Annotated in this window: 25 protein-coding genes; 1 reads left to right on the top strand and 24 read right to left on the bottom strand. The window is 39.4% G+C overall.

Annotated features, from left to right (window positions below; genetic code table 11):
* Window positions 1-20 precede the first annotated feature (20 nt).
* From speC to VCHSUH03_RS08690, 6 genes are all read right to left on the bottom strand, one after another.
* Window positions 21-2,189 carry an ornithine decarboxylase gene (gene speC, locus VCHSUH03_RS08715; protein ID WP_105094754.1) on the bottom strand — a complete coding sequence of 723 codons (2,169 nt, stop codon included), beginning with the start codon at window positions 2,187-2,189 and terminating at the stop codon, window positions 21-23.
* 168 nt (window positions 2,190-2,357) lie between these two features.
* Window positions 2,358-3,881: a lysine--tRNA ligase gene (gene lysS / locus VCHSUH03_RS08710; protein WP_105086163.1), complete on the bottom strand. Its 1,524-nt coding sequence runs from the start codon at window positions 3,879-3,881 to the stop codon at window positions 2,358-2,360.
* 29 nt (window positions 3,882-3,910) lie between these two features.
* Entirely contained in the window at window positions 3,911-4,384 is a 474-nt protein-coding gene (greA, locus tag VCHSUH03_RS08705) for a transcription elongation factor GreA (protein WP_105090289.1), read from the bottom strand.
* A 126-nt stretch (window positions 4,385-4,510) separates the two neighbouring features.
* The gene (dusB, locus tag VCHSUH03_RS08700; protein WP_105094753.1) at window positions 4,511-5,497 is read right to left on the bottom strand and encodes a tRNA dihydrouridine synthase DusB; all 987 of its coding nucleotides are present in this window, start codon (window positions 5,495-5,497) and stop codon (window positions 4,511-4,513) included.
* A gap of 88 nt (window positions 5,498-5,585) precedes the next feature.
* The gene (locus tag VCHSUH03_RS08695; RefSeq protein WP_105094752.1) at window positions 5,586-6,353 is read right to left on the bottom strand and encodes a type III pantothenate kinase; all 768 of its coding nucleotides are present in this window, start codon (window positions 6,351-6,353) and stop codon (window positions 5,586-5,588) included.
* Window positions 6,354-6,362: 9 nt separating this feature from the next.
* On the bottom strand, window positions 6,363-7,337 hold the full coding sequence (locus VCHSUH03_RS08690) for a biotin--[acetyl-CoA-carboxylase] ligase (protein ID WP_105094751.1): 975 nt from the start codon (window positions 7,335-7,337) through the stop codon (window positions 6,363-6,365).
* A 171-nt stretch (window positions 7,338-7,508) separates the two neighbouring features.
* On the opposite strand from VCHSUH03_RS08690, the gene VCHSUH03_RS08685 reads away from it, so the two are divergent.
* Complete coding sequence (locus VCHSUH03_RS08685; RefSeq protein ID WP_105094750.1) at window positions 7,509-8,852, top strand: threonine/serine exporter family protein; 1,344 nt, start codon at window positions 7,509-7,511, stop codon at window positions 8,850-8,852.
* Between the two features lie 145 nt (window positions 8,853-8,997).
* On the opposite strand, the gene ftsH is transcribed toward VCHSUH03_RS08685, so the two are convergent.
* The 18 genes from ftsH to VCHSUH03_RS08595 form a co-directional block, all read right to left on the bottom strand.
* A complete protein-coding gene (gene ftsH / locus VCHSUH03_RS08680; protein WP_105094749.1) occupies window positions 8,998-10,926 on the bottom strand; it encodes an ATP-dependent zinc metalloprotease FtsH in 1,929 nt (642 codons plus the stop codon).
* Between the two features lie 88 nt (window positions 10,927-11,014).
* Window positions 11,015-11,560: a hypoxanthine phosphoribosyltransferase gene (gene hpt / locus VCHSUH03_RS08675; protein WP_105086156.1), complete on the bottom strand. Its 546-nt coding sequence runs from the start codon at window positions 11,558-11,560 to the stop codon at window positions 11,015-11,017.
* 23 nt (window positions 11,561-11,583) lie between these two features.
* Complete coding sequence (tilS, locus tag VCHSUH03_RS08670) at window positions 11,584-12,582, bottom strand: tRNA lysidine(34) synthetase TilS (protein ID WP_105094748.1); 999 nt, start codon at window positions 12,580-12,582, stop codon at window positions 11,584-11,586.
* The gene (locus tag VCHSUH03_RS08665; protein WP_105094747.1) at window positions 12,551-13,447 is read right to left on the bottom strand and encodes a Ppx/GppA phosphatase family protein; all 897 of its coding nucleotides are present in this window, start codon (window positions 13,445-13,447) and stop codon (window positions 12,551-12,553) included. Before VCHSUH03_RS08665 ends, tilS begins: the two co-directional genes overlap by 32 nt.
* A gap of 94 nt (window positions 13,448-13,541) precedes the next feature.
* Window positions 13,542-13,943, bottom strand: a complete 402-nt coding sequence (locus VCHSUH03_RS08660) for a S1 RNA-binding domain-containing protein (protein ID WP_105094746.1) — start codon at window positions 13,941-13,943, stop codon at window positions 13,542-13,544.
* Between the two features lie 69 nt (window positions 13,944-14,012).
* Window positions 14,013-14,345 (bottom strand): FtsB family cell division protein, encoded by a 333-nt coding sequence (locus VCHSUH03_RS08655; protein ID WP_005387230.1) that lies wholly within the window; start codon window positions 14,343-14,345, stop codon window positions 14,013-14,015.
* Between the two features lie 198 nt (window positions 14,346-14,543).
* On the bottom strand, window positions 14,544-15,491 hold the full coding sequence (locus tag VCHSUH03_RS08650; protein WP_105094745.1) for an L-lactate dehydrogenase: 948 nt from the start codon (window positions 15,489-15,491) through the stop codon (window positions 14,544-14,546).
* Window positions 15,492-15,723: 232 nt separating this feature from the next.
* Window positions 15,724-15,960: a GlsB/YeaQ/YmgE family stress response membrane protein gene (locus tag VCHSUH03_RS08645; RefSeq protein ID WP_005387228.1), complete on the bottom strand. Its 237-nt coding sequence runs from the start codon at window positions 15,958-15,960 to the stop codon at window positions 15,724-15,726.
* A 10-nt stretch (window positions 15,961-15,970) separates the two neighbouring features.
* Entirely contained in the window at window positions 15,971-16,777 is an 807-nt protein-coding gene (locus VCHSUH03_RS08640) for a hypothetical protein (RefSeq protein ID WP_005387227.1), read from the bottom strand.
* A gap of 123 nt (window positions 16,778-16,900) precedes the next feature.
* Complete coding sequence (folK, locus tag VCHSUH03_RS08635; protein WP_105086150.1) at window positions 16,901-17,374, bottom strand: 2-amino-4-hydroxy-6-hydroxymethyldihydropteridine diphosphokinase; 474 nt, start codon at window positions 17,372-17,374, stop codon at window positions 16,901-16,903.
* The gene (gene folB, locus VCHSUH03_RS08630) at window positions 17,374-17,736 is read right to left on the bottom strand and encodes a dihydroneopterin aldolase (protein ID WP_105086149.1); all 363 of its coding nucleotides are present in this window, start codon (window positions 17,734-17,736) and stop codon (window positions 17,374-17,376) included. The genes folK and folB overlap by 1 nt, the downstream gene beginning before the upstream one ends.
* Window positions 17,736-18,572: a dihydropteroate synthase gene (gene folP / locus VCHSUH03_RS08625; protein WP_105086148.1), complete on the bottom strand. Its 837-nt coding sequence runs from the start codon at window positions 18,570-18,572 to the stop codon at window positions 17,736-17,738. Before folP ends, folB begins: the two co-directional genes overlap by 1 nt.
* Entirely contained in the window at window positions 18,565-19,134 is a 570-nt protein-coding gene (folE, locus tag VCHSUH03_RS08620; RefSeq protein WP_105094744.1) for a GTP cyclohydrolase I, read from the bottom strand. Before folE ends, folP begins: the two co-directional genes overlap by 8 nt.
* A gap of 8 nt (window positions 19,135-19,142) precedes the next feature.
* On the bottom strand, window positions 19,143-20,699 hold the full coding sequence (locus VCHSUH03_RS08615; protein WP_105094743.1) for an ABC-F family ATP-binding cassette domain-containing protein: 1,557 nt from the start codon (window positions 20,697-20,699) through the stop codon (window positions 19,143-19,145).
* 111 nt (window positions 20,700-20,810) lie between these two features.
* Window positions 20,811-21,950, bottom strand: coding sequence for an amidohydrolase (locus tag VCHSUH03_RS08610; protein WP_105094742.1), 1,140 nt, complete (start codon window positions 21,948-21,950; stop codon window positions 20,811-20,813).
* A 104-nt stretch (window positions 21,951-22,054) separates the two neighbouring features.
* Entirely contained in the window at window positions 22,055-22,993 is a 939-nt protein-coding gene (locus VCHSUH03_RS08605) for a S66 peptidase family protein (RefSeq protein WP_105094741.1), read from the bottom strand.
* Between the two features lie 56 nt (window positions 22,994-23,049).
* On the bottom strand, window positions 23,050-24,651 hold the full coding sequence (locus VCHSUH03_RS08600) for a peptide ABC transporter substrate-binding protein (protein ID WP_105094740.1): 1,602 nt from the start codon (window positions 24,649-24,651) through the stop codon (window positions 23,050-23,052).
* Entirely contained in the window at window positions 24,648-25,466 is an 819-nt protein-coding gene (locus VCHSUH03_RS08595) for a serine hydrolase (protein WP_105094739.1), read from the bottom strand. Before VCHSUH03_RS08595 ends, VCHSUH03_RS08600 begins: the two co-directional genes overlap by 4 nt.
* Between the last annotated feature and the right edge of the window lie 12 nt (window positions 25,467-25,478).

The following is a 25,478-nucleotide window of genomic DNA, read 5'->3' as shown; positions in this document are numbered from 1 at the left end:
AATAACACGCTAGATTTTCTTTAATATTCTTTTTTCAATACATAGCCATAGGCTTGTTTATATCCATTTGATTGTTCAGTAATGTATACACCTTGTATTTCCGGCGCAAAACCAGGCAGTTGATTAATGCCTTCTTCTAAGGCTAAGAAATAGTCACACGCAGTCTTGGACCAACGCTCCCCTGGCTGAACACATATTACACCTGGCGGATACGGAAGAGCCCCTTCAAGAGCAATACGCCCTTTTGCCTCACATAAAGGAACTAATTCTCCTTTGTTACGTTGAAACTCAAAGTTAGCTTCTTGTGGATTCATTACATAGTCAGGGAAGTATTCACCCAAGAATAATCGCTGTTGCAGAAGGCTTACATTTCTAGACTTATAAAAGTCATGCATTTCTTGGCATAACTGACGAATGTGATAGCCTTTATATTTGTCTATATAACTATAGTAAATCGATGGCAATACCTCTTCCATCGGTACATCGCGATCTATGAGTTCTTCAAACCGAACGAGTTCCGCCACCAGCGCATCCATCTTCTGCTTAGATTCTGCTGGTGTCATGAGGAATAAGATTGTATTTAAATCACATTTTTCAGGAATAATTCGATTTTCTCGTAAATAATTAGCAAGAATATTCGCAGGGATACCAAATTCTTCATATTCTCCAGTTCCCACATTGATTCCTGGTGTAATCAGTTGAAATTTACATGGATCAATGAAATACTGTCCTTCACCATAGCCGTTAAAAGAATGCCACTTGGCTTCTGGCTCAAAAGCAAAATATTTTACATCACAAGCCATCTCATGGGTATTTCCCTCTTCCCATGGCTTACCATGAACAATTGGAGGTACTAAGGGGCGTAAATATTTACATTGTTTCAATACGGCTTTACGCGCATCAATAGCTACCTCAACACATTCGCGCCATAATGTTTGTCCCAACTCGCCTTCATGAATTTTCGCATTAACATCAAGCGATGCAAACAATGGATAAAACGGAGATGTAGATGCATGCATCATAAAAGAGTTATTAAAACGTTTATGATCCACATAGCGTTCTTGTCCTTTTATATGACTGTCTTTTTTATGAATTTGGGATGTTTGTGAAAAGCCAGCTTGTTGCTTATGTACTGATTGAGTAACTAAAATACCAGGGTCATTTGGGCCCAATTCTAGCAACAATGGACTGCAGTCTTTCATCATAGGAATAAACTGTTCATACCCAACCCAAGCAGAATCAAAGAAAATATAGTCGCAAAGATGTCCTATTTTATCTACTACTTGCCGTGCATTATAAATCGTACCATCATAGGTTCCTAGTTGAATAACTGCTAATCGAATGGGACGTTTTGCATTTGCTTTTTCAGGTGATTTTTCTGCCACTATTTGACGTATATAACTTTCATCAAAGCAATGATCTAAAATACCGCCAATGGAGCCAAAAGGATTACGTGCTGTTTCAAGATATATAGGCGTAGCACCAGACATAACGAGTCCACCATGGCAGATAGATTTATGATTATTACGATCATATAAAATAATATCCCCTGGTGTTAAAAGAGCATTAAGCACTACCTTATTCGCAGAAGATGTACCATTCAATACAAAATAGGTTTTATCCGCATTGTAGACCTTAGCTGCATGTGCTTGAGCATCATACGCATAGCCTTCATGAATTAAGAGATCCCCTAATTTTACATCTGCATTGCAAAGGTCAGCTCTAAATATATTCTCTCCAAAGAAATTGTAAAAGGCACGACCTGTAGGATGTTTATAGAAGAATTGGCCCCCTTGATGACCTGGACAGTCAAACTGTGAATTTTCATCCCCTACATAATCAGACAAGGCCCTGAAAAATGGTGGTAAAATAGATGCTTCATAGTTTGCTACAACGTTCTCTATCTCTGATGTACAGTCGTCGATACTCATAGATAAGAGCTCTATAATGGACGTGATACGATTTCCGTAAAGAGATATATCTTTAGATGCATCAAGTCTTAAGACAATAACAGGTATACCAAAGGAGCTAATTTGATTATTATTCACAAGATCTAGCTCACCATCGTCGATAACAACGGCACCTACATCTGTAAAATCTGTTTCAAAAACGCCAACACATGTGCGTCCTGCTATGGATTTAATTTTGGATTGCACGGAATCAGATAAAGCAACCTTTAAATGTTTCACAGTCTTCTCCTTTCGTAACTAAATATCATAGTCAACATATACTACAACACCATATATAGAATAAATATAATATTCATAGAATACAATAATCATAAAACATAATATTCATATCATATAACGAATAAAAAGGCTCTCTACTCAAAGAATAGAGAGCCTTTTGGTTTTAGATTATTCAGCCGCTTCTTCTTCAGCTTCAATATGCTTAGGAGCTTCTGGTTTCATCAATGGGAACAACAATACATCGCGGATGGATGCAGAGTCTGTTAAGAACATAACGAGACGGTCAATACCAACACCTAAACCTGCTGTTGGAGGTAAACCGTATTCAAGAGCTGTAACGAAGTCTTCATCCATACGGTGAGCTTCATCATCGCCAGCTTCGCGTTCTTTCAATTGATCCAAGAAACGTTGTTTTTGGTCGATTGGGTCATTTAACTCGGAGAAGCCATTTGCCAATTCACGGCCATAAATGAACGCTTCAAAACGTTCTGTAGCCAATGGATTTTCACGACTTGCTTTCGCAAGTGGAGAAATTTCTTTTGGATGACCATATACGATAGTTGGTTGAATCAAGTTTTCTTCTACATAATCTTCGAAGCAAAGATTTAAGATTTTACCAATACCATCATTTTCTGTATATTCTACATTTAAACGATCTGCAATAGCACGAGCTTCTTCTACAGTAGTAACTGCATCAAAGTCTTCACCAGTGTATTTTTTTACACCTTCAGCCATTGTGATACGATTCCAAGGTGGAGTCAAATTGATTTCTGTACCTTGGTATGTGATTTCTTGTGTACCTAGAACCTCTTGAGCACAGTAGGACACAAGATTTTCTGTTAAGCGAATAGCATCCTCAACATCGCCATAAGCTTGGTAAGATTCGATAGTAGTGAATTCTGGATTATGACGGTTGTCGATACCTTCGTTACGGAAGCAACGGTTCATTTCGAATACGCGGTCCATACCACCAACGATCAAGCGTTTAAGGTATAATTCTGGTGCAATACGCATGTAAATATCGATATCAAGCGCATTGTGGTGAGTGATGAATGGACGAGCTGCAGCACCACCAGGAATAGCATGCATCATTGGTGTTTCTACTTCCATGAAACCATCACGCATCATGTATTCGCGAATTTTAGCAACGATTTGGGAACGTTTTACAAATGTATCACGCACTTCAGGATTTACAATCAAATCAACATAACGTTGACGGTAACGAAGTTCTGTATCCTTTAAACCATGCCATTTTTCTGGCAATGGACGTAAAGATTTAGATAACAAAGTTAATTTGTTAACTTTAATTGTAACTTCACCTGTATGAGTTTTAAATACATGACCTTCTACACCGATGATATCACCGATATCAAGCATTTTTACGTATTTATAAGCATCTTCGCCCAATACATCTTTACGGAAATATACTTGAATATCCCCAGATTTATCACGAATATTGGCAAATGCTGTTTTACCATGGGAACGGATTGTCATCAAACGCCCTGCAATAACTACAGGTTGACCATCATATTTCAAGAAGAAGTCATCTTTAATTTCTTTTGCATTATCTTTTACAACAAAACGTTGACCAAATGGATAGATGCCATCCGCTTCGTATTCAGCCAATTTATCGCGGCGAATTTGCATTTGCTCATTCAGCTCTTCTTGTACATTTTTAATTTCTTCACTCATGTTATCGCCTCTTCGTCAGTAAATGTAAATTATTGGATTGCTAACACTTTGAATGTAACAGGACCATCTGGTGTGGAAACTTCTACTTCATCACCTTTACGTTTGCCCAAAATAGCTTTACCTACAGGAGATTCGTTAGAGATACGATTGTTGAATGGATCCGCTTCAGAGGAACCAACGATAACATATTCTAATTCATCATTGTACATTGTATCTAGTACCGTTACTTTACTACCTACGGATACAACATCACCTTTTACGGATTCGTCGATGATTTTCGCAGTGTTAATTTTATTTTCAAGCTCTACAATATGACCTTCGATGAAAGCTTGTTCATTTTTTGCATCATCATATTCAGAGTTTTCACTAATATCGCCATATTCAATAGCAGTCTTAATACGTTCAGACACTTCAATACGACGTACAGATTTATAATACGTTAATTCTTCTTCTAATTTCTTTAAACCGTCGGCGGTAAGTAATGTTTCTTTTACGTCTGCCATGGGTACCCCACTCTTTCTACATATAAATTAAATAAGAAAAAAGTGCCATAATAAGATGACACCTTATCTTTTATTTCTAAATTATCTCAACCATTATATAAAAATACTGTACATTTGTCAATCTGACTACATTTCAGACAATATTTTACGGTATGATTCTAGCTCATTGTGAAAGCTTGTTACAGTATGAATTGTATTCACACGATTGCGCCAGTATGCTGATTCAGGGAGGCCCTTCATATACCAGCCTGCATGAGTTCGTATTTCCTTAACGGCCATACTTTCACCCTTATATTGACATAAGAGATCAAAATGCTTTAACAACATGTCGAGACGTTCAATATCGCTCGGCGCCGCCAATACTTCACCAGTCGCTAAATAGTGATGAATACGATTAAAGATCCATGGATTTCCCTGTGCACCACGGCCTACCATCACCGCATCACATCCTGTTTCATCGAGCATGCACTTTGCATCCTCTGGTTCCACTATATCCCCATTGCCCATAACGGGTACAGCCACGGCTTCTTTTACAGCCTTAATATAAGACCAATCAGCATGTCCACTGTACATTTGCTCCTTAGTACGGCCATGTACTGCAATAGCCGCCACACCTGTAGATTCGATGCGTTTAGCAAAGTCCACAACATTGATGGAATCACTATCCCAACCGATGCGCATTTTCACGGTTACAGGCACATCCACAGCCTTAACCGCAGCCTCTGCTACGCGCGCGGCTAAGTCAGGATTCTTCATAAGTGCAGAGCCATCACCGGAGGAAACAACTTTTTTAACAGGACAGCCCATATTGATGTCTACAATATCGGCACCTGCATCAGCTACAACCTTTGCACCAATGGCAATAGCCTCTGGATTAGAACCAAAGATTTGCATAGAAACAGGCCGTTCTACCTCTTCAATACGCAACAATTCATGGGTGCGTTCATTTTTATATTTAATGCCCATGGCGCTGACCATTTCGGTGCAAACCAAGGCGGCCCCATGCTCTTTAGCAAGTAAGCGATAAGCAATATCGCTGACCCCTGCCATTGGCGCTAATATGGCTTGTCCGTCAATTTTGACAGCTCCAATTTGCCATTGTTTATTATTCATATATATCCCCTAATAAAAAGGGTACAGCATAAGCTGTACCCGAATGTACACTACTTTGTTACATATTCGTAACTATATTATAGTAGCATTATTTATTTCTTTCGTAAATAAGGCGTAAACCTTCTAATGTAAGCATAGGTTCTACATGGTCAATGCAGTCCGTAGCACTGCTAATGAGTTGTGCTAAACCGCCTGTAGCTACGACAGTTACATTATCACCCATTTCAGCTTTCATACGAGATACAAGGCCTTCCACTTGACCTACATAACCATAGAACATACCAGCCTGCATAGAGGATACGGTATTCCGGCAAATGACTTGACCTGGATCTCTTACATCAATACGTGGTAATTTAGCAGCCCGTTGGAATAGAGCCTCTGCAGAAATGGTAACACCTGGTGAGATAACACCACCCATATAATCGCCATTACCTTTAACAGCACAATAGGTAGTAGCCGTACCAAAGTCGATAATGATTAAATCACCTTTATAACGCTCATGTGCTGCTACAGCATTTACGATACGGTCAGCACCTACTTCACGAGGATTATCATACTTAATGGCGATACCAGTCTTAGTGCCAGGCCCAACAATAAGAGGATTTACATTGAAATAACGTAAACAAACGCGCTCTAATGTAGGCATCAATGGTGGCACAACTGAGGAAATGATGATATCTTTAATATCCTTCACATCAACCTTACGGTCATGGAAGAATAGGTTCATCATCAACATGCCATATTCATCGGTGGTCCGCACGCGATCCGTGGAAATACGCCAGTGACCTACAAGCTCCGTCTTGTCGTATACACCGAGAACAATATTGGTGTTCCCCACATCAATTACTAATAACATGAATGCCTCCTATTTGCGCGGACGAATTGATACGTCCCCTGCCATAACACGTTTAACTGTCCCATCTGGAATTCTTACTAATAAGTTACCATCTTCATCAATATCTGTAGCTACCCCTTCATAGGTATTTCCTGGTGCTCTTACTTCAATTTCCTCACCAAGTGTTACCGATAATTGGCGCCATTCATTGAGAGTTTCCTCAAAACCACTATCGAGGACTTCATAATATTGATGTTCTAGGGATTCTAATATAATTTTAAAAGCTTCCGTCCGTTCAATATCAATGCCTTCCATAGTTAAGGATGTAGCGATCAACTTCAATTCTTCCGGGAGCTCTTCTTGTTTAGTCTTTACATTGACACCTATGCCCATAACAATATAGGAAATTTCCTCCATAGAGCCAGACATTTCGGTCAAGATGCCAACTAGTTTACGACCATTCACTAAAATATCATTAGGCCATTTAATGCCTGCATCGGTGAGTCCCATTTTATGGAACGCTTTTGTTAAGGCTACGGCTGCCATCAATGTACATTTTGGTGCTTCTACAGGTGCAAAGTCAGGGCGCAAAATGAGACTAAACCATAGACCTTTCCCAAATGGAGAATACCAGCCCCGCGATAAACGACCTCGGCCAGCAGCCTGTTCCTCTGTTACAACAACAGTACCTTCTTCTGCACCTTGTTGTGCTAAGCGACGAGCTTCTAGGTTAGTAGATTCGGTAGTGTCCATATAGACATACCGTTTTCCAAATACATCTGTTTTTAAGATTTGCTTCATTGCTAATGGACTCAACAAATCAGGTTCCTCCAATAATCGATACCCCCTCTTGGTATAAGATTCTATTTTGTAGCCTTTTTGACGTAATGCCTTGATATGCTTCCAAATAGCTGTACGCGAAACATGACACGCTTCCGACATATCCTGTCCCGATACGAAACCACCTTGGTTTTGTCTCAAGAATTCTAATACTTCATCACGCATAGTTTAGAGCCCCTTTCTTTGTCAACCTAGGTTTACAATTCGATTGTACAAGTGTACCCTGTAAAATGCAAGGGTTATTTAAAAGAATTAATGGTATAATACATGTAGTATTAAGTTATACCTTATGCAAAAGATAACAATAGTATGGTCTATCATTATCTAGGGAGATATATGCGACAATTTACATTAGAAGAAAAAAATGAGGTTCTAGAGAATCCCTTTATCCATATTCATAGAAAACTTGATGTCCTATTAAACATAGGCAAACTACTCATGGAATGTGGTGCAGATACAAATCGAATTATTGAAGAGATGTTAAAATCAGCCACTTTCATGGGGATACCTCATGATTATTTAAATATACATATTTCCTATACTACGATTATGGTCAATTTACTGCATAAAGAACGATCTATTACCGTATTTAGAAAAACACCTGTCCATGTACCCAATATGGCCATGATCAATGCCGTATCTAAACTAACTTGGCGAGCCTTTGAACGACATTATTCACTTACAACTTATGAACAGTTAATTTCAAAATTAGATTCCACTATTCCAGTATATCCTGATTGGATAAAGGGTATTGCTTGTGCCCTCGGATCAGCAGGCCTTGCCTTTTTGTATAGTGGCGATATGATAGCTTTTATTGTAACTGTTATTTGTTCTCTAATCGGTTATTTTGGTCGTACCTTATCGGTACGCTTTGGTTGCAATGAATATGTAGGCATTGCAATTGGCGGCTTTGCCGCCATGGTTTCTGCCTATGGTTTCTATTCACATATTGAACAAGATTCGTTAGTTTACGTTCTTGTTTGTTGTACCTTATTTATGATACCTGGTGTACCGCTTATAAACTCCGTTATCGATACCATCAACAACCATATTTTATCGGGAATTACAAGAGCTATTAGAACGATCCTTATCGTTGGTAGCATGACCTTAGGCATGGCCATGGCATTATACTTTAGCCCTATGCCGGCCTTTAGCTTTGTAGATATTAAGCCTCATGTATTATCCATTGAGCAAATTATAGGGGCTTTTACAGCAGCCGCATCCTTTGCAGTACTATTTAACGCTCCTGTACGGTTACTAGTATCCATTGGTATTGGTGGTGTATTATGCGTATTTATCCGCAATTTATTAGCTGTTGAATTTGGCTTCTCCATACCAGGTGCTACCTTTGTAGGCGCTGCTGTAATGAGCGTGATCTATGTAAAAGTTTCTACTTGGCTGAGAACATCTAGCACAATTATCATCGTCCCATCTGCTATAGCCTTAATGCCTGGTATTTTATATTACAGATTCCTCTTTGATATACTTCATATCAACGCACTATCAGAGTCTGGCTTACTTCATATGGTCCAAAACGGTGTAACAGGCATCCTCACTATTGTTAGTATTGCGGTTGGTGTAGCAATTCCAAATGTACTGGCTCAAAAATATTTAAAAGCCCGAAAAGAGCGTAGAATTCAACAGTACTTGGCAACACGTCACATTAACGATGGCCAATAGCTAATCCTCACCAACTACATTACGAGCTTCACAATATAGATAGAATACTAAGTACTATAGCTAGTAATAGGTAATTATAATCAAAAGAACATATATAAAAAGAGCTGGCCCTCAACGAGGCCAGCTCTTTTATTTAGATATCTCATTATTTGATTTCATTAGAAGGTGTTTCACTAGGAGCATCCACTGTAGCAGTGTTTTCTTTAGCTTCAACCACCTCTGGTACTACAATACCTGCCGCTTCTAGAGCTTCTTTAGGCTCCTCAACTTCAGGGGCTTTCGTTGTACCATATTTGTAAAGATTATCTACCGCTTTTGCATCGATGGTTTCTTCCTCTAATAAAGCATTTGCCATATCATGTAAGAATTTTTCATTTTCACTGAGAAGTTTTGTTACATCTTTGTACGCTTCTTCTACAATACGATGAATTTCAGAGTCGATTTTTGCAGCAATTTCTTCACTGTAGTTGCGTTCATGGCCAAGGTTTTTACCCAAGAATACTTGTTCTTGTTGTTCACCAAATACGATAGGACCAAGCTCATCACTCATGCCCCAACGCGTTACCATAGCGCGTGCTGTATTCGTTACACTTTGAAGGTCCCCAGAAGCACCTGTGCTGATTTCATCTAAAATCAAAGCCTCTGCAATTCGACCACCAAGGGCTACGCGAATATCCGCTAATAATTGAGATTTTGTTTTGTAGTTTTGTTCCTCTGTAGGAAGCATCATGGTGTAACCACCTGCTGCGCCACGAGGAATGATTGTTACCTTATGAACAGGATCTGCATGAGGCAACAAATGTGCCACGATGGCATGACCAGATTCATGGTACGCTGTTAACTTACGGTCTTTCTCACTCACAATATGACTGCGACGTTCAGGACCCATGCTAACCTTTTCACTAGCTTCTTCCACTTCAGCCATAGTGATAACTTTTTTGTTAAGGCGAGCTGCCAATAAAGCGGCTTCGTTTAACAAGTTGTTCAAGTCAGCACCAGTAAAACCTGGAGTTTTCTTCGCAATTGTTTTCAAGTCTACATCGTCAGCTAATGGCTTGTTACGAGCATGTACTTTTAAGATTGCTTCACGACCGCGTAAGTCTGGACGACCTACGATAACTTGACGGTCAAAACGACCTGGACGCAATAGCGCTGGGTCAAGAATATCTGGGCGGTTTGTGGCAGCGATGGTAATAATACCTTCGTTGGCACCGAAACCATCCATTTCAACGAGCAATTGGTTCAATGTTTGTTCACGTTCATCGTGACCACCACCAAGACCAGCGCCACGTTGGCGACCTACCGCATCAATTTCATCGATAAAGATGATACATGGCGCATTCTTTTTTGCTTGTGTGAAAAGATCACGCACACGAGAAGCACCAACACCTACGAACATTTCTACGAAGTCAGAACCAGAAATCGTAAAGAATGGTACCCCGGCTTCACCAGCAACGGCTTTAGCAAGCAAAGTTTTACCTGTACCTGGAGGTCCTGCTAATAATACACCTTTCGGAATTTTAGCACCGATTGTTGTAAATTTACCTGGATCCTTCAAGAATTCTACTACTTCTTCTAATTCTTGTTTTGCTTCTTCAGCACCTGCTACATCTTTAAAGCTAACCTTTACGTTACCTTCACCCATCAATTTAGCACGGCTTTTACCAAAGTTCATCACTCGGCCACCGCCACCTTGAGTTTGTTGCATGATAAAGAAGAACAACACCACCAAGATGATGATAGGAATAGCAGAACCTAACAGGCTCATCCACCAAGCTGGTTGCTCAGGTGGAGCTGCTGTAATTTCTACGCCATTATCTTGTAATGTTTTAATTAATGTTTCATCACTTGGCGCATAAGAATTGAACTCTGTTCCATTTTTTAGTTTACCTTTAATACCATGATCATTGGTAATCGTTACGGACTCAACCTTTTTCTGTTGTACTTGTTGAATAAATCCTGTGTAACTTAGTTCAGATTTATTCGCACTTTGACCAGAGAAAGCGTCAATGGCGATAACGAAAGCGGCAATGATAAGTAAGTAAAGGACGATATTTTTTGTAAATCGACCCAAAAGATTACCCCTTTCAATAATAATTTACTTGTATAAACGAATTGAGTACATCTCATTAAGAGATGCACTCATATATTATATCATATTTTTAATTTTGATACATTTCTTCCTTTAAAATACCGATATATGGTAAGTGACGATATTTTTCTGCGTAGTCTAAACCATAACCGATAACAAAATAATCAGGAATAATAAAGCCCACATAGTCAACGTCTACGTCCATCTTACGGCGATCTGGTTTATTCAATAATGCAGCGAGGCGTACGCTTTTAGCACCACGAGCATGTAAATTTTCTAATAAGTAATGCAATGTTGTGCCTGTATCTACGATATCTTCCACAACAAGCACATGCTTACCCTCTACAGAGCGATCCAAATCTTTTAGAATTCGAACTACCCCTGTACTAGTTGTGCCACTACCATAGCTAGAGCAAGAAATAAAATCAAAACTTACATCTACGCTATCATCAATAGCGCGAGCTAAGTCTGTAAAGAAAACGATGGCTCCCTTTAACACCCCTACGAGCACTACAGATTCATTTTTATAGTCTTCGCTAATTGCTTTACCTAACTCGGCTACACGAGCCTGTAATTGTTCTGCTGTATATAAAATCTCTTTTGCGTCTTGATGCATCTATATGACCTCCACGATTCATATTAATGTTTGCAATATACCTTTATTGTATCACATTGAGCGATTACTTTTATACTTTTTATAGTGAAAGTTTTCTTTTCCCCTGTGTTAACAATGTCCAGTAATTGCTCTTGATGAGCTGATGTAAGCGTTAGATCAGAGTCAATGGTACTTACTAAACGCTGCCATAATCTCCGCTGTATTGCCAGTGGCTCCTGTCTCAAGGCACGGCGAGAGATTCTCACCTCGTCATCACCAATCGATACTAATTTATCAAAGGTTCTAGACGTTAAATCAGAGATAACCATTACATCTTCATTTACAGAACTTCCTAGTCGAACTATGGCATCTACCACAGCAGGGTTAACGGCTTCCAATTCAGGTATAATGCGATGACGAATCCTATTTCGTTGGTATCGTACATCCTCATTCGTAGAATCTACACAATACGAAATATGTTTTGTCCCTATATAGGCTAGTAAGTCTTCTTTTGTTACGTCTAACAGCGGTCTAACTACAGGAATAGCATATTCAGATTGTACTACAGACATGCCAGTTAAACCATTTAGACCAGAACCCCTAATGATATGTGCCAAAATCGATTCTGCTTGATCATCTTTGTGGTGAGCTACTGAAATATAATCATACCCCTCAGACTGGGCAATTTCATTTAACCATTGATAACGTACTTGGCGGCCTATAGTTTCTTCAGATTTTTTATGTTCCTTACTTAGGCGCGGTACATCAAAGGTAGCGGAATAAAATGGCAGACCTAATTCTTCCACTTGATGTTGGAGCCACAAGACCTCCTCCTTACTTTCAGGGCGAATACAGTGATCCACAATGGCTACACCTATTTTGTACGTTGTATGACGATGCGTAGCAATATCTTGTAACAAATACAATAGAGCCATTGAATCGGGGCCACCAGAGCAAGCTACTAGAATTCGACTATTTTCAGGAAATAGATTATGTGATTTTAAGGTGTGATTAATGGTTCGAATAAGTTCTTTCACATTCACGAGCCATCGCCTCCATACCATCTTGGTCGCTCACAAATACATGAGGAACCTCATAAGCATCCATAAAGGACGTCAAAATTTCTGCACCAGCTACGATGATATCGGCACGTCCTGCAGGTAAACCTTTTACGTGTAATCGCTCATCGCGACTCATGTAACGTAAGTTTAGAATGATGCCCTCTACTGTTTCACGACTTAATTTATGACCTTGTACCTTCGTACCATCATAGTTTTCAAGGCCTAAATCAATGGCCGCTAGCGTCGTTAGCGTACCACCGATACCAATGAATTCACCAAATTCACCTTGAATCATCATGGGATCCCAAAGGAATCGAGTTTCTTCCCATACTCGTTGAGGACCTTCATCAGACATAGATTGAAGGCGTACAGCCCCTACAGGATAAGATCGGCTCCAGTAAACGCCGTCCTTATTGCCTAATGCTAGCTCTGTACTACCGCCACCGATATCGATAGTTGTATAGTGACGACCATCATTCAACTGATCTCCTAAGGCACCATTAAAGCCATAAATAGCCTCTTCATCGCCCGTGAGAATACGCCATTCCATCGGACAATGTTCGCTAATGTGCTCCATAAATTCAAGGCCATTATATGCTTCACGAACAGCGCTCGTTGCAAAACCAAAGCAGCATTCCACCCCATATTGGTCTGCTAGTTTTTTTATTTCTGTAAAAGCTTGATAGGATGCTTCCATCGATTCAGTGCGCAATGTACCATCTGAATTACGTTGGCCTAAACGAGTAGTCCACAACTGTTTCGGCTCATAGTACCATATATTATTTTCATAAGTAGCCAATAATAAGCGTACTGAATTTGATCCAATATCAATAATAGCTAACTTCATAATTGCTCCTTACATAATTAGTATGCCTCTAACACTATTATACTGTTAAGGCCTATACATAAGTAAAGAGATGGCTCAATGCCATCTCTCACTATTAATCTCGACGACCGCCTCGGCCTCCGCGTTTACCTTCTGTATTGCGTTTTAAATCGTGTAAGCGTTCATTGCTATCGCGCAAGAATGATTTCATCTTTGCTTCAAAAGCCTCTGTGCTTTGTTTAGATTGAACACGACGAGGACGTCGCTCTTCACTTGTTGTCTCTTTAGGCTGTGTTTGACGAATAGAAAGGCCAATTTTATTACCTTCAATAGATAAAACCTTAACCTTTACTGGATCTTCAACCTTTAATACGGTATTAATATCTTCGACATACCCATGAGCTACTTCAGAAATATGAACTAGACCTGTTTGCTTCTCTCCTAAATCAACAAATACGCCGAATTTTGTAATACCAGATACGGTACCATCAATAATGTTACCAACTTCGATTGCCATGCAACCTCCTAATTAATGCGGAAACCTCAAACTACAAACTGATGCGAATCAAAATTACTACAGTCAAACCTATTTTACATAAGGTACTTCACCAGGTTTTACAAGGCCGAGCTCCTCACGAGCCACCCCCTCAATGGTCTTTGGATCTTGCAACTTAGCCTTTTCCTGTTCTAATTCTTCATTTCGCTGTTTTAATTCTTGCAATTGTTGCTCAATATGTTGTTTTTCTTGATATACAGCCACCAAGCGATAGGCTTGCCCTAATAATAGCAGCACCATAATCCCTATACCAATTCGCTTGATCCACATGAGGATAATACGTTGATCCTGCGCTTTGCGATTAGGTCTAACCCGTTTGCGCGGCTTTTTTGGACGTTGTACTTCCATAGTGTCTTGAGTCATAATCTCCCCCAAAAATATTCATCATCTGTATACTGTCATTTTTTAATTATATCACAGAACCTTATTAGGGACTAAATAAAATTATCTATAGTTTGCATTTAAATATATATTCTCTAGTTTGCATTTAAATATATATTCTCTCTATAAATAGATATTTATTTTTATCATTAATAGACTTATATAACAGATAGCAGCACCTTACAATGACTCTGCTTTATGAGCATATTCACGAATAACTGCGCAAGATTTTTTAAACAAAGCTAATTCATCTTTAGCGAGCTTCAATTCAAATACATCTTCGATACCATCTTTGCCAATAACTGCTGGAGTCGATGCAAAGATTCCTTCTTCACCATATTGACCATCTAGATAACAAGAACATGGCAACACTTTCTTTTCGTCATGGAATACAGCACGAATTAATTCTGTTGTTGCACTAGCAATACCAAATTCTGTGGAGCCTTTACCAGCCAATACATGGTAACCACCAATTTTTACATCATCTAGCACTTGAGTATGATCAAGTGTAGGGAATCTATGAGGCAATTCTTGTTGTAATTGTACTAACGGTTTTCCTTGTACATAAACATGAGACCATGGCACCATAGCACTACCGCCATGTTCACCTAAACAATAGGCTGTAATTGTACGGTTACTAATATTAAAAATGCGCGCCAATTCTTTTTGTAATCGCGCTGAATCTAAAGCTGTACCACTGGAAATAATACGTTTTGGATTCCAATTTAAATGTTTACATAAATAAGTAGCAACAACATCAGCAGGATTAGAAATAGAAATAATAAAACCATCAAAGCCGGACTTTTTAATTCGAGGAATAACATCCTTTAAAACCTCTACTGTATCACCAAGACTTTCTAAACGATCTTGATATAAATTTGGTAAAGGACCAGCGCTAAATACGAGAATATCACAATCCCCACAATCTTCAATAGGACCTGCAGTAGCTGTTACTTTATGAGGAATATAGCTTACAGCATCATTTATATCCATTGCTTGTGCTTTAGCTTTTTTCTCGTCAATATCCATCATATATAGTTCATCTACTTCACCTTGTAGAGCAAGAGAAAATGCTACATGAGAACCTACATGTCCAGTGCCAATAATACCTACTTTACGTAATTTCATAAGGGCCTCCTACGATTCGCACTAAAAGATATACATCTTCTAATACAATTCCACTTAAACCAGCGATTGCCATTATATGAATCGACAATGTTAAGTTATATTAAAACATATTGCTTGTAAAATACATAAACTATTATATACCTATTTTCTCATAGGTATATAAGAAAATAGATTTATAGCGATAAAAAAAGACTATTATAGGAACCCCTATAATAGTCCTTCTATTATATAGTTAGTCTCGTCCAGTAAAGAAGCTTACTACAGCAATCACTATAACTGCACCAACGATGGACGGAATTAATGCCATGCCTGCAAGACTTGGGCCCCAAGTACCAAGCAAAGCTTGACCTACAGAAGCCCCTACTAAACCAGCAATAACACGAAGAATAATCCCCATGCTTTGCGCCTTTTTAGTAATACGACCAGCTACAAAACCAATGAATCCGCCTACAATAATTGACCAAAGCATAATATACCTCCTATAAAGTCATCTCATCAAGATTAAGAGGGAATAAATCCTTATTCTCCATCACTTGTGGTGACTTTTCTAAATATTGTTTTCGCATTGACCATAAAATCTCTAAATCCTTTGGATCTAACTTGGACAATGCATATATCATCGTAAAATCTGAACCATAATGGCCACGCAAGCTATCAGGTACTCCTTTGGGTCCTTCTCCACCTAGACGATTATTAAAGAACCCTTGAATACGACGACTATCTAAATCAATGATAATAAACCCTGACGCATCATATACATACAATGTATGATTTATACGCTTTAAAGCTCGTACCGTATTCGTTATAAAATATTGATCCTTCATGTCAATGAGGGATGACTCATAACCTGAATGGTAAAAGTCCCCATAATAATGAGCTCCTCTATCTGTAGATTCCAACAAATCCTTGAGTACGGATTGTTCTGGCCCACTAAAATCAGAGAAAGTTTTTACCATAGTAATCTCTCGTAAACCACGTTGGTAATTCTCGGTCTTCGGTGGCTCAATATGTTGGCCACGAAAGGTAATAGGCATCAACCGAAGTGTATTATCAGCTAAATTATAAATACCATACCCTTCATAACCTAGAAAGTACACTTGTGAGTCGATAGACTTCATCGCTAATATTCGTTTTGAAATGATGGCATCACTAGAATTTACTAATGTATGCTCTTCTGGGTCTATGCGTACTGTTTTACTGTCGTAATTGCCACCTACTGCAAGCCAATAGGAGAGCCCCACTACAATTAATGCTAGTATGCATAAACCGATACGTTTTATATTCATTTATACTCCCTATGAATCCCCAGGCATAAAACGTAATAATATATTGCCATTACAGTAAGTCCCTATTAATATAATCCCAATTCTAGGTATAACTGTAAATTTTTTTAATATCTTTGTGGACTTCTATGCCAAACTTAATGTAGCTAGTCGCTCGCTAATTGAGATACCCTTATAGGTAAAAGTTGGTAACAACTCATGTAAAGGTTCTAAGACAAAGGTTCTATCCCAAAAATAAGGATGCGGTATAGTTAGAGTTTCAGCACAAATGGAAATCATAGAACCGGCTTCATCAAAAGCCAAAATAATATCTAAATCTAATGTACGTGGTCCCCAGTGAATGAGTCGTTCACGACCAGCCTCTTGTTCTAAGGACTGAAGGACACTTAACATTTCATGAGGATTCAAAGTACTTTTACAAGACCACATGCCATTAATAAATGACGCCTGATCTGTATATCCCCAAGGTTCCGTTTCTATCAAAGAAGAACTAATAACCTCTGAAACGGCCTCATGCCCTTGTAATAGGTGAAAAGCGGAATTAATATAGCCTCTTTTATCACCTATATTTGAACCTACACTGATGTAATAGGTATACATCAAATTTGACCTCTTGTAGTGACAACCTCAACATAATCTAGGATACCAGCAATAGGTACAGATGGTTTGCGCACCGTTACAGATAAGCCAACGATACCTTGATAATGTTGGTATAAAGAGTCGGCAATAAGTGCACCTAAACGCTCTAATAAATTATGTTTTTCTCCAGTCATAACAGATTCTACAAGCTCATATACTTCTACATAATTGATAGAATCCTCTAACTGGTCACTTTGACCGGCCTTTGTAAGATCCGTAGTAATTTCAACATCTACAAAAAAGCGCTGTCCTTGCGCTTGTTCAGATGTCAAATTGCCATGGTATCCATAAAATGCCATGTTTTTTAAAACGATTTTATCCATTATTCACCTCGTAATAGGCCATCTGCTACGGCCAAGGCGCGTTTGTGCATTTTCACATTATGAACACGCACCATATCAACACCTTGGAATACACCCGTAATACAAGCCGCTACCGTGCCTTCATCGCGTTCTTCTGGAGGTAAACCGCCCAACATAGAACCGATAAAACCCTTACGGCTAGGCGCAAGTAAAATAGGGTATTCATAAGCCGTTAATTCGCCTAAACGTTGCATAACTTCAATATTTTGTTCTTCTGTTTTACCAAAAAATCCGATACCTGGATCAAGCCAAATTTGTTGTGGTGTTACACCAACCTTTAAGGCTTTATCTACAGCAAAGAAGAAGTATGCCTTCATATCTTCAATGATGTCACCATAGTTTGTATCATTACTATTGTGCATGATGATTACAGGTACCTTGTATTTTGCGGCTATTGCTGCCATATCAGGATCATAGTGTAAGCCCCAAATATCATTTAAAATATGAGCGCCCTTTGAAAGTGCATAATCAGCAGTTTTAGCATGATAGGTATCGATAGATACAGGTACTGTAGATGCATGTAGTACAGGGTCTATCAATTGGGCTAAGCGTTCAATTTCTTCATCTGCTGTCAATGGTGTGCAACCAGGGCGCGTAGATTCTACGCCTAAATCAATGATATCAGCACCATCTTCAATCATTTGCGTTACATGTGCTGCTGCCGCTTCTGGAGTATTGAATTTACCACCATCAGAGAAAGAGTCAGGCGTACCATTTAGTATCCCCATAATAAGGGTACGATCGCACAAAGATAAACTTTTGCCATCATTCCATGTGTAATTTCTACGTTTAAACATTTGCCTGTCCTCCACCTAACATTGCCAACGCTTCATCTCGTAATGTGCCATTCTCTGCTAGCACACCACGGCTTTCTAATGTAATAACCTTTGAATCTTGCTGCATGGTCCCTTTGATAAGCATACACAACTGAGTTGATGTAATGCGTACGAATACACCATGAGCAGATAAATCATTCATAATTGCATCTGCTAATTCTGATGCTAACCGCTCTTGTAATTGCGGCCTCCGGCTAAGGATATTAACAATATCTTGAAACTTACTAAGCCCTGCCACACACCCATCCTTAGGTTGGTACACAATATCTACGGTTCCAAAGAATGGCAACAAGTGGTGCTCACACATAGAATAAAAAGGAATTCCTGTAACCGCTACAAGACCCTTATAATCAGTACTAAATGTTTCACCCCAGGCTGACTTTGTATCTAATCCTACGCCACTGAATAATTCACTATATAATTCTGTTACACGACTTGGTGTTTTCTCTAGCTCTGGCGCCTCAGTATCAACAGATAAAGCCGCTAAAAATTGCTTTATCCCGTCCTTTGCACGTTGATTCATCGGTCCTCCTAAACGATTTTCGTCGTCCAATCCTCAATATTCCAAATATCCGTAACCCAATCTTTATAAAATTCAGGTTCATGACTTACTAAAACGATAGTTCCTTTGAACTCACGCAAAGCACGACTCAGTTCTTCTTTTGCATAAATGTCCAAGTGATTCGTTGGTTCGTCTAATACGAGTACATTGTACTTATTTTGCATCAGTTTACATAAGCGAACCTTTGCATTCTCACCACCAGATAACACGCGCATTTGCGATGTAATATGCTCGTTAGTAAGGCCACAACGAGCAAGCGCTGCACGCACCTCTGCATTAGTCATTGCCGGATATTCGTTCCAAATATAGTCTAGTGCAGTTTCAGAATTGGATGGTGTATCCTCTTGAGCGAAATAGCCTATTTGTAAGAATTCACCTTTTACCAACTCACCACTTACAGGCTTTAATAAACCTAAAATTGTTTTCAACAATGTTGTCTTACCTAGACCATTAACGCCACGAATAGCGATTTTTTTATTTCTTTCAATTTGAAAATCCACTGGTCGAGTCAACGGTTCATCATAGCCTAATTCCAAACCAAAGGCCTCTACAATAAAACGACTTGGCGTACGGCCTTCTTTAAAACCAAAACTTGGTTTAATGTACTCTTTTGGCTTTTCCAAAATTTCCATTTTCTCTAACCGTTTAGCTCGAGAATTTGCCATACCACGCGTTGCTACACGAGCTTTATTACGTTGAATAAAGTCCTCCATACGCTCAATCTCTTGTTGTTGACGCTCATAAGCCTTGGCAGCTTGTGCCTTTTTCACTTCGTAAGCAGCTTGGAACTGATGATAATCACCAGTATATCGAGTAAGTACTGCTTGCTCAATATGATAAATGACATTAACTACGGAATTTAAGAACTCCATATCATGAGAAATCAAGATGAACGCATTTTCATAGTTCTGCAAATAGTTTTGCAACCATTGAATATGCTCCACATCAAGATAGTTTGTAGGTTCGTCCAACAATAAAATTGTCGGTTTCTCTAGTAACAGTTTAGTAAGTAACACTTTAGTACGTTGACCACCACTGAGCTCTGTAACATCTCGATCTAAGCCGATATCTGTAAGGCCCAAACCAGAAGCTGTACGCTCAATAACCGCGTCAATTTCATAGAACCCACGTTGTTCAAGAATTTCTTGCCATTCCCCAACTTGCTCGAGAAGCTTATTCATTTCATCTTCGGACACATCACCCATGCGATTGTAGGCATCGTTAATATTTTGCTCCATAACGAACAAATCATCGAAAGCCCGTTGTAATACATCGCGAATAGTCATGCCCTTTTCGAGCACTGCATGTTGATCCAAATAACCTACTGTTACTTGGTTGGACCATTCAATTTTACCTTCGTCAGGCGGTATTTTACCTGTAATGATATTTAGGAACGTAGACTTACCTTCACCATTAGCCCCAATAAGGCCTACGTGTTCGCCTTTTAACAAACGAAATGATGCATCATCTAAAATTTGTCGCGCTCCAAAACCATGGGTTACATTTGAAACGGTTAAAACACTCATATCTATCTCCACCGGAATAAAAGCCGTCTTGTTGAAGACGGCTTGTTTCATACTTACTTAAATATTATATCTATTGTACCTTTTTGACCTCTATATGTCAAAAATTGAACATCACTTATGCATCGCATAACGCAAGGCTACAACAGCCATAATCTTAGCGCCCTTAATCGCTTGTGCCAATCCATAGTCAGAACCAGCTGCACATGTAAACTCTGGCGTATGCGCTTCTAAACCTAATCCAATCTGTAATGTAGGTTGCGCTGTTGGTACTTCATAAGATACATTCCCTACATCAGTGCTACCATCTGCCTCATCATCAGGCAAGATACGAGGCGCTTCATCAAACTCGGTCATTACCTCTGTAAAGAGATCTAATAACCGTTTATCTTGACGCATATCCTTAAAGAGTGGCTCATAGTGATGCATTTCAACTTGAGCACCATAAGAAACTGCAATCTCTTGAGCAGCCTCTTTAATAGCAGGCAAAATAATACCTTCTAAATCATCTACCGTTCTACCGCGAACAGTCATACGAATTGTCGCCTTAGGAGTTACTACGTTCGGCGCCGTACCAGCTTCGGTAAAGATGGCACCTACAATAGCCCCCTTAGGGAATGTTTTCTTTAGCTCTTTGATTCTTTGATATAAATCTACCCCGCAGTCTAACGCATTAATACCAGTGTCAGTAAGTGAAGCTATATGACAAGACCGCCCGTGGAAGGTAACCTCTAGGGGATGTGTTGCTAATGATGTGCCACCTACCTCATTTTCACCGCCCGGATGAATGATAAGTGCTGCCTCATAGCCCTTAAAAAGTCCCGCCTCAGCCATATACACCTTACCACCAATGGTCTCCTCTGCAGGGCAGCCAAAGAATGTCACACCCCAATCCTGTGGTGCACTTTGACTAAAAGCAACAGCAGCACCTAAACTCATCATAGCGATGAGATTATGACCACAGCCATGCCCTAGTTCAGGTAATGCATCATACTCGCCTAAAAAGGCCATTTTATGTGGTGCCTCACAATTATAGTCGCTCCGTAATGCAGTTTGTAACTCTGGCAGATCAGTTAAACCCACTTGAGATGTAAAATTATGGTTCTCTAAAAATTGATTAATTACATTAACTGCTTTATGCTCTTCTAACCCCAATTCTGGATTATCGTGTAAATATAATGAAAGCTTACGCAACTCATGTGCCATAGCATCTATAATGGCACAAGCTTGCGCTTCTCGTTCTTGTAATGTCATAACTCCCCTTTATAATATCTAGTCTATACTGTCTATGAAATATTCTATCTATAGTGTTTACTATGTATTCTATTTATTATGTATTCTATCTAAGAAGAGTCCGTCTATTTCGAATAGGGATGAATAATGATAGTGTTTGAAATGTATCTAAAGTTAATCGTTGCACCTAATGGTAGTGTTTGATGCGGCGTTCCATGACCTGTTGGTACATAGCATACAAAAGGTTCTGGTAATTTAGGATCTCGATTATCTTCCATATATCGTAGTGCTTCATAGCCTAAATCATAATCCCGTTCATCTTCGTCACCTTCGCAATCTGTAAATGTACCGATGACCAGTCCTTTTATGCGACTCAACAAACCACTGAGGCGAAATTGTTGTAACATGCGATCTAGCTTATACGGTGCTTCCCCTACATCTTCAATGAATAGTAAGGTATCCTCCCAAGATTTCTCCTCTAAAAAATAAGGTGTTCCGCACAACATTGATAGCATCGTCATATTGCCGCCCTGTAAAATCCCTTCCCCTAGCTCAGTACCAATGGCACCACGCGGCGGTTCAGGTAATGGTTCTATGACTTGTAATTTACCTTCTACAGCTACAAATAAAGCATCTATATCTGCCTTACGTTCTTCTTTAAAGTCGACGCCCATCGGCCCGTGATAGGTAATAAGTCGGCTATATCGATTAATAGCCATATGAAGAGCTGTACAATCACTATACCCTATAAAAGCCTTACGATATTTACGTATGGCCTTATAATCTAACAAATCTAGATAACGCATCGTTCCGTAACCACCGCGCAAAGCTAGCACCGCATCACAAGGTGCGGTGGTCATCATATATTGAAACTCTTGGGCTTGCTCCTCTGGTGTACCACCATAGAGTCCTTTACGATGTGCACTTTCACCAAAGAGCACATTATAGCCCCTGAGGTTACAAATTTCTTCTATTCTATGTAAATCTTCATTGCTTGCACTGGCAGGTGCCATGATTCCTATAGTCAGGCCCGGTGCTAAGCGCTTTGGTTCAATCCAGTTCATATGTCCTCATAAAATACAACAAAAGACGTACACATAGTGTACGTCTTAAGTGTATCTTATTTGTATGCTTTTTTAAAGTCAACAAGGCCCAATGTAGTCCAGAAATAATTTTGAATACTTCCATTTGTTACATATGGTTGTGTTGTGAAATACAATGGCATTACTAGAGATTCATCAAAAATCATCTGTTCTGCTTTATGCATCAACGCATCCCGTTCAGCCCCATTTGGTGTCGTACGAATACGAGCGATTAACTCGTTATAATCATCACTATGGTACTGACTATCATTGTCTTCAGCAGAGAATACTTCTAAGAAGTTTTGTGGATCACTGTAATCCGCAACCCAAGAAGCACGAGCAACTTGGTATTTACCAGCTTCGCGGTCGGCTAAGAATACCTTTGTCTCTTGATTTTGTAAGCGCACATCTGCACCAAATGCATTGACCCAAGCATCTTGTACAGCTTCGGCAATCGCTTTATGTAATTCACTTGTATTATACAAAATCGTAATTGGAGGCAATGGATGATTTTTATCATAGCCAGCGTTTTTCAAGATTTCTTTAGCTTGTTCTACATCTTCATAAACAAGATAGCTACCCGCTTCACGGAAGTCTTCACGTCCATTACTTTCAAGCATGCCGTAAGGAACAAAGGCATAGGCCGCCTCTTTACCACCGCGAACAATATTGTTAACGATGTTAGCACGGTTGATAACCATGGAGAAAGCTTTACGTACCTCAGGATCTGTGAACGGTTCTGCTTTTACATTGAATACGTAATAATAGTTACCAAGCATAGGTCCAATATGTAATAGACCTGCCTCTTCTAAGCGTTTTTGGTCCGCTACAGGAGGCTCAACCGTCATATCTGCTTCGCCACCTTCAACCAATGTAAGGCGTGTGCTTTGGGATTCACTAATAGGCCAATTCATTTTCTCTGTTTTTACAGAATCTGCATCCCAATAGTCAGGATTCTTAATGAAATCCATTTCTCCATTATGCTTCCAGGATAGTAAGCGGTATGGACCATTAGATACAAATGTATCTGCATTGGCAGCCCAGTTTTCATGAGCCTCTACAGCTTTTTGACTCACTGGATAATAGCTATGAGAAGCTAGTAATTTTAAGAAATACGCTGTTGGATTCTCTAAAGTAACTACTAATGTATTATCATCAGTGGCCTTAACGCCAACATCATCAGCTGTAGTATCACCATTATTAAAGGCTTCGCCATTTTTTAATACATATAACATATATGCATTGTCCGCATGGACTTCAGGGTCTAATACGCGTTTCCACGCGTATTCAAAGTCATGAGCCGTCAAAGGCTCTCCATTAGACCATTTCAAATCAGGTCGTAAATGGAAGGTATACTCGCGACCATCATCAGAAATATCCCAGCTTTTAGCAAGTGCTGCCTCTGGTTCACTTTCATCATTTAAACGAACTAAACCGTCAAATAATTGAAGTTGAACTGTATGCTCCGGAGAGGTAGTAGACTTTGCTGGATCCAATGTGGATGGTTCCTGCTCAATAACATATCGAATGGTATGCTCATCAATTGGTTGTTCCCCGCGAGGATAACCAAATACAAATAAGAGCACACTCACCCCAAGAGCAAGGACCATGAGTTTTAACAAATTTCGTTTATCCATCATGGCAATGCTTCCTCTACAAATTCTTTCATGATACGCCCTACTCGAGCGCCTAACTCTTTACCTCGGTCATTATCGATATCGCTCATCAAGAGGATAAAGCAGAAATGACCTCTAAATGTTTCTAATACGCCCCCATCGTGCTCTACACGATCAAGGGATCCTGTTTTATGGTGAAAGCGGGTATCTTCACCCCAATAAAATGGCAAGATATCACGGAATTGTTGGCGACCTAAAATATTCCACATTTCTCGGCCATAAGCATCTCTATCGCGACATTCAAAAATGTGTTTATAAAGGCGAGCTAACGCCATAGCAGTCATACGATTATCACGGCCTTCGGCGAGAGCTTCAAAGTCCATCATCATGCGATTAAGTTCTATCTCATCTACACCAAGCTGTTCTGCACGAGCATTGATATTTTCCATTCCAAGAACTGTAATGAGCAAATTTGTTGCAATATTATCGCTGAGAACCATCATAAGACGGCATAACTCAAGATACGTAAAGCTATGCTTTGCTATCAATTCTTGTAATGCACCACCGCCTTCAACACGCGGTGTTCTAGATAGAGGAACTGTATCATTAAGGTCCAACTGCTCTGTACGAGCTAAATGGAATACATACTCCATAATGAGTACCTTAATCAAACTTGCACTAGAGTGTACCGTATCTTCCCCTTTAGAAGCGATAATAGTCGGTTCCTCTTCGTCGTCAAATTGAAGCACTACATAGGATATGTTCCCCTTTGGTGCTAATTCTTTGATAACTGTATCGAGTTGATGTTCTAAGGACTTGCCAACAAGTAACTTTTCCATACTATTCTCCCA

Origin of the sequence: Veillonella infantium, from assembly GCF_002959895.1 — a bacterium.
In the GTDB taxonomy this organism is placed as follows: domain Bacteria; phylum Bacillota; class Negativicutes; order Veillonellales; family Veillonellaceae; genus Veillonella; species Veillonella infantium.
Note: the sequence above shows the minus strand (reverse complement) of the source record. Positions and strands in the feature narration are given on the sequence as shown.